The sequence below is a fragment of the Faecalibacterium sp. Marseille-Q4137 genome (assembly GCF_017377535.1).
Classification (GTDB): domain Bacteria; phylum Bacillota; class Clostridia; order Oscillospirales; family Ruminococcaceae; genus Faecalibacterium; species Faecalibacterium duncaniae.
Genome location: NZ_JAFREK010000075.1, coordinates 1 through 6293 on the forward strand (window position 1 = coordinate 1; position 6293 = coordinate 6293).

A 6293-nucleotide genomic window follows, 5' to 3' on the forward strand; every position below is an offset into this window, starting at 1 on the left:
TCTATATATTTCATCAATCCTATTATATGATACTTTCGTACAAGTCCACCAAATGCTTCTTCTAAAAAAGATGTTCCAAATCCATAGCATCCGTCAAAATTTATAGTCACTTTATCGTTATGATCTTTATGATCCACCAAATCTTTTATTTGGGGATACAAGACTTTTTCCCGGAATTCTTCACCTGAATGCTCTCCTTCTTTTTCGTACCGTCCTCCCGGGGCATCCGAAAAATCCTTGCATATTTGTATTGTACTCATATCCATTCTCCTTAGTAAAAATCAAAAGCATACAATGTCCCATATATTCCATTTTTATAATTTTCTGATATTACTGTTCCCTCTGCTTTATCTAATTGGCTTCCAATTTCACATCTTCCTCTTCCTGAAATTACTCTAAAATTTCTAAAGGTTCCTTCCGTCACTTTTTGCTTTACCGTGGACAAACCATTTCCTCTGTACTTTTCGCTTGTTTGTGTGCGAAAATCGCCATTGAAAGTAGAGCGGAGCAAATCGCCGTCATGCGCGCCAATTCCAAGCATTCCTTGAATAACTTCTCCAAAATTTTTTCTTACGGTCTTTGCTATTCCCATTCCGGTATCCACAAAAACAAATTGGATATGATTATCCACATGTTCTGCATAGATATACCACTGTCTTGCCATAAAGTCATTATTACCATATGCATGGTGATAAACATTAGACATCAGTTCAATGAATACAACATACAGTGACATGACTTCGCATCGTTGCTTTTCCAATTTTGATGTTACAAATTCGCAGAATTGCTTTGAAACCTCCGCATTATTTTTTGTTCCACATACAATTTTCATTTTATCCGTATTTCGCGGCAATTCCTTGATTTTCGCCTCAACATAGCTTGTAAAGCCAGATTCTTGATAAACCTTTTTCGCTTTTGCGTTCAGTGGAAAATTCCCAGAGTAGCTATACTGCATTCTTATGTTCACACAATCATTTTGCAATATTGCTATCAAATATATTAAAGCATCAACGGTAACATTTTCCACATCATGGGAATTGATGTAAAATTTCGTCTTATATTTTCCTTTTTGAATCAGTTCTATAAACCCCATAAAGAACGCCATTGTTTCTTCCGTATTATCTATCAAACTGAAATTTCGAGGGACATCAACCACAAATGTGTCGTATTCTCTCGAAACAGACAATTCATATGCTCTATGACGGTGCAAATTTCTTCTTATCTTTGACTTCTGTTTGCTTATTCGACGGCTGTTATTATCTTTCCAATTTTTAGTTTTCCAGTTCCATCGACTTCTTTTCATTCATATCCTCCTTTCTACATTATATTCCACATTTATTAATATTTCATCTTTTACAGTTCAATTGAAAATACAGTCAATCAATATAACCACTTTTTTTGATTGATTCCACGACCTGAGAGACATATTTCTGGCAGGTGTCATGGTCAGGAGCTTCTACCATCACGCGAACCAGAGGCTCAGTGCCGGACTCGCGCACCAGAATACGACCGGTATCCCCCAGTGCTTCCGCAACGGTCTTGACTGCTGCCTGCACTGCTTCATCATCCTGTGCAGCTTTCTTGTCGGTGACGCGAACATTCTCCAGAACCTGCGGGTAGATCTTCAGGGGTTCAGCCAGCTTGCTCATGGGCAGCTTCTTTGCCAGCATGACCTCCATCATCTTCAGACTGGTCAGGATACCATCACCAGTGCTAGCGTACTTGGAGAAGATGATGTGGCCGCTCTGCTCACCGCCGATGCGGCAGCCGTTTTTCGCCATATACTCGTAGACGTACTTGTCGCCCACAGCGGTCTTGGCGTAGCCGATGCCCTTTTCATCAAAAGCCTTATACAGGCCAAAGTTGGACATGACCGTGGTAACGACGGTATTGGTCAGCAGTTTGCCACGCTCCTTCATGTAGCAGCCGTAGATGTACAGGATATGGTCGCCAGTGATGACATTACCCTTCTCGTCTACACACAGGCAACGGTCAGCATCGCCGTCATAGGCGAAACCAATATCCAAACCCTTTTCAACCACGAACTTCTGCAGACCCTCAATGTGGGTAGAACCAGCATTGTTGTTGATGTTCAGACCGTTGGGCTGTGCATTGATGACATAGGTATCTGCGCCCAGCGCATCAAAAACAGACTTGGCAATATTCCATGAACTGCCGTTGGCGCAGTCCAGACCAACCTTGACACCCTTGAAAGAGTAGATACCGAGGCTGATCAGGTAGCCCATGTAGCGGTTGCGGCCTGCAACGTAGTCCACAGTGCAGCCGATATGCTCACGGTGTGCGAAGGGCAGCTCCGGCCAGTCCTTATCGAACACATGGAGCTTTCCGTCGATGTAATCCTCGACTAACAGCAAGATTTCCTCCGGCATCTTCTCACCATAGCAGTCGATCAGCTTGATGCCGTTATCGTAGTAGGGATTATGGCTGGCAGAGATCATAATGCCACAGTCAAAGTCATCCACGCGGGCGATGTAAGCCACAGACGGCGTGGTGGTGACGTGCAGCAGGTAGGCATCTGCGCCGGAGGCAGTCAGACCTGCAACCAGACTATACTCGAACATATAAGAGCTGCGGCGGGTATCCTTGCCAATGACGATGCGGGCAGGCTCACCGTTGCCGTTACGCTCGCGGAGAGCATTGTAATACCAGCCCAGAAAACGACCAACCTTGTAGGCGTGGTCAGCGGTCAGCGTGATCCCAGCTTCGCCACGGAAGCCATCGGTTCCAAAGTATTTTCCCATTATAGTTTTTTCTCATCCAAAGAGTGATTTGACGATCATATGCTTTAGCCGGATTATAACCCGTTGCCTGCTGCCCACCATGGAGAGATAGCATATTTGAGCAGCACAGCTATGCACCCGTACAGCTGAAAGGTTTCTATTGTTTACCCTCTCTTAAGCGAATTAATTTTCTCTATATACTAGAGGAATATCTTACCAACCAAAATGCTAATTTTGCCTCAATTACCTTGTAAATCACTTTCTCGCCTTTTTTTAACACCATTGCCAATAAAAATATCCCAGCAATAATAAGAATAATACCTACAGCCATATTTTTTGATACCGCCAACAAGCTGAATGGTCCTAAGATTATTAATTGATGAACCAAATACACCTCATAGCTGTATTCATCTGATATTTGCAGAACAATTCCAAATTTCTCTAGATTTCTATGCTCAAGAAATTGCTTCAGCACAAGAAAGATGAATACTCCTAGAGCAACATGATTGTAATTATAGAAAAGCCCACATCCGGGAAAGGAAATACGTTTAACATACTGAAAGAAAATTTGTAGTACATTCCCTACAAGGGCGATTATTCCAATCAATCTTGTTAGCTTTATGTTTTCAACCCACAAGTTTTTTTCGTTGACTCCAAGAGCATAACCAATAACATAACAGGCTATCCATGCAGGATTGAAAAACTCATTAAAAAGTCCAAAAAACAATGAAACGCTTATTACACCGAAACTCAAGAATACATACCACGATCTTTTGCTTCGAACATATTCATCTCTGTAAATCTGTATCAACGGTGTAATTAAATAGCATAATAGAATTGTTGGAACAAACCACAGATGTCCTGCTCCCTTAAGCGTTGTGTGCAGAGCGATTGCTTCTAAAAGGCTCTTAAAGCTAATAACGGCAGAGCAAAAAGCAAATTCGAAAAAAGCAAATGGAATTAGAGTCAGATAATATGGCACCAAAATCTTTTTTATTCTCTGGTTATAAAATCGTGCAATATTTCCTATTGCTTTCTGACCATAAAGAAATCCGGAAATGCACAGAAAAATTTGAACGCCGATATTGAACCACCATGCAAGTACAAAATCGTAATACTGCATTATATGACATATAATAATCATTTCCATTGCTATCATACGAATAAAACATATAGCATTGTTTTTTCCCCCCCCCCTAATTTTTACAATACCACTTTCACTCATTTTTGTTCTCCGCTCAACTAGAAATGTGAAGGCGAAATATATCGACTTTGCTTAATGAACATTCACATTTGTTGTGACTTCATCACGAGAGCCGCAGATTTCAAAGCACTTCGAGATTCTTCCCATCAGCTCATCTTCTATTTCTTACTTCTTGTACAATTTGGAACTGCCTATCAATTTCTTTTTTTCCGTATCTTTGGTCTGTACAAAGAAGTGCAATGTATTTTGCAAAATTGTTTTCAAGACTGTGTGATTTGTTCGAAGTATCATCGACCAACCACTCCCAGAATCTCGCTTGGTAGATATGTTTTTTATGAAACTCCGGTATAATTTCATAATTTGTCCATAGCGGATACCCCATAGGCGCACATTCTGTCTCAAACAGCGTGCTAGTATCCAAGCGATTCAGTTTATCGAATAACTGCTTTGCGTATAAATAGTTTTCTTTTCTCTTATCGTAGATTGAACTATAATCAAAGGAATCAAGTAATGCATGTGTAAGCGGCGACATCAATAAAACATCCGATTCATCTATACGTTTATCGTTTTCTTTTTTATACTGATATCCAAGGTTATTGCAGCCATACTCATATCGCATAAAGAGAAATGCCGAATTTTGAGATGACAAATCCTGTGGATAGTCAAACCGATTAACGTTTTCGCCAATAACATATGCTCCATCAGGAGTTGCAACAAATTTTCTAGGCGAATAACAGTTTATGCATCCGTCCATGGGGGGAGTAAAAAAAGCTTGTGCGTTGTCAATAATAACATTTTGGTATTTTCCGATAAGGGGTTTGAAATGTTTATCACCAAGAACACCAAAATAATTTGTCAAAACAATTGCTGTATCATCTTCATTACGCTCTAATTTAGGATTAAAAGCTTCATCGATCTCGTAATAGAGAACCTCTACGCCTTTCCTCAGCAAAAAGTCTCGAACAACATCACACTGATATTTTGCAATCCACACTTTATTGACTCCAAGGCATCGAACAGAATGATAGATTGCCGCACGGCAGGTATTCAATCTTATAATGTTGCCTTCTGGTATATCTTTAAATAATTCCTTGCCTTTTTCCAACGGAAATTCAATATAGCTTCCTAAATCTTCCATATGCAAGCCTTTCATTGCTTATATGCAACTATTATAGTATTTATTGCCTTGTCGCATGCCTCTTGAGCCTGCCACGCAGTCTCTGCTTTTGCAATTATATATCCAATTCTTCCTGAATTATCCACCATATCATTGTACTGATTTCCTACAATGCCATCAATTGATACATCATAAATATATTTAATCTTCCGTGCTTCTTCAACACCTTTGATTTCACTCAAAATACCTTTTTTCGATGTAATAAACCGGATACAGCTTGCTGTCGAATCTATCATTTCCGGAATAGAGAAATCTTCACCCATTGCAATCCTAATAGCAATTTCATTAAAACTCACTCCGGCAGACAATTCTATCAATTGCTCTGCGATTCCATCACCGCCTTGCCTTGCTCCGATTTCTATCATCTTGGGGCCAGAAGACGTTATTTTTATCTCTGCATGTCCAAGACTATTTTTCAGCTCCAACGACTCCGCTGCAGAACAAGCGACCTTTTTTACAGAATCGATGATATTTTTGTCCAATTGTGAAGGTTGCAAATGACCTGTTTCTGCAAAATGGGGGGCACCAGATGTCGTTTTATCTGTCACCTGAATTGCATGCGCCTTTCCATTCTTGACTATAAGTTCCACACTCACTTCGGGGCCAACGAGATATTCTTCTACCAGTACCTTGCCACTATCCCCAAGTTTCGAGCTATCTTTCACAGCTCTTTTAAACTCCGCATCATTGTGAACAAGAAAAATCCCTCGACTGCCAGCCATATCAATCGGTTTTACAATTGCGGGGTAGTCAATATTGCATTTAGCAATCTCAGAATCTTCTTTCTCAATAAGCTGAAATTTAGGGTGAGGAACATCTGCCGCAGCAAATGCACAAATCATTTTGTATTTATCAGTTGCGCTCTCTGCTGTTTTCAGGTTCATACCCGGAAGATTCAAAACCTGCGCTACGTATGCACATGTAGGGACAGCAATGTCAACCATTCCTACAGTGATTCCATCGGGTGAAAAATTCTTTGCAGCGTTCAAAACGGCTTCTCTATCTTTTAGACTAACTGAATAAAAATAATCAGCATATTTTCTTGCTGGTGCGGTTTCACTTATATCAAAAACACCAACAAAATAGCCTTCACTTTTGGCTCGCTTAATTAAAGGAATTTGAAATTGACTTCCACCAAGAACTAACAGCCTCTTTTGCATCGTTCTAACAC

Annotated in this window: 6 protein-coding genes; all 6 read right to left on the bottom strand. The window is 40.3% G+C overall.

Annotation, left to right across the window (positions count from 1 at the left end; translation table 11 throughout):
- A partial coding sequence (locus J3353_RS15450) for an STAS-like domain-containing protein (protein ID WP_207685189.1) occupies positions 1 to 260 on the bottom strand: 260 nt, incomplete at its 3' end.
- Between the two features lie 11 nt (positions 261 to 271).
- A complete protein-coding gene (locus J3353_RS15455) occupies positions 272 to 1303 on the bottom strand; it encodes a hypothetical protein (protein WP_207685190.1) in 1032 nt (343 codons plus the stop codon).
- A gap of 73 nt (positions 1304 to 1376) precedes the next feature.
- Positions 1377 to 2762: a phosphoglucosamine mutase gene (gene glmM / locus J3353_RS15460; protein WP_207685191.1), complete on the bottom strand. Its 1386-nt coding sequence runs from the start codon at positions 2760 to 2762 to the stop codon at positions 1377 to 1379.
- 172 nt (positions 2763 to 2934) lie between these two features.
- On the bottom strand, positions 2935 to 3966 hold the full coding sequence (locus tag J3353_RS15465) for an acyltransferase (protein WP_207685192.1): 1032 nt from the start codon (positions 3964 to 3966) through the stop codon (positions 2935 to 2937).
- Between the two features lie 130 nt (positions 3967 to 4096).
- The gene (locus J3353_RS15470) at positions 4097 to 5083 is read right to left on the bottom strand and encodes a hypothetical protein (protein ID WP_207685193.1); all 987 of its coding nucleotides are present in this window, start codon (positions 5081 to 5083) and stop codon (positions 4097 to 4099) included.
- A gap of 11 nt (positions 5084 to 5094) precedes the next feature.
- On the bottom strand, positions 5095 to 6293 hold a 1199-nt coding region (locus tag J3353_RS15475; RefSeq protein WP_207685194.1), incomplete at its 5' end, for an ATP-grasp domain-containing protein.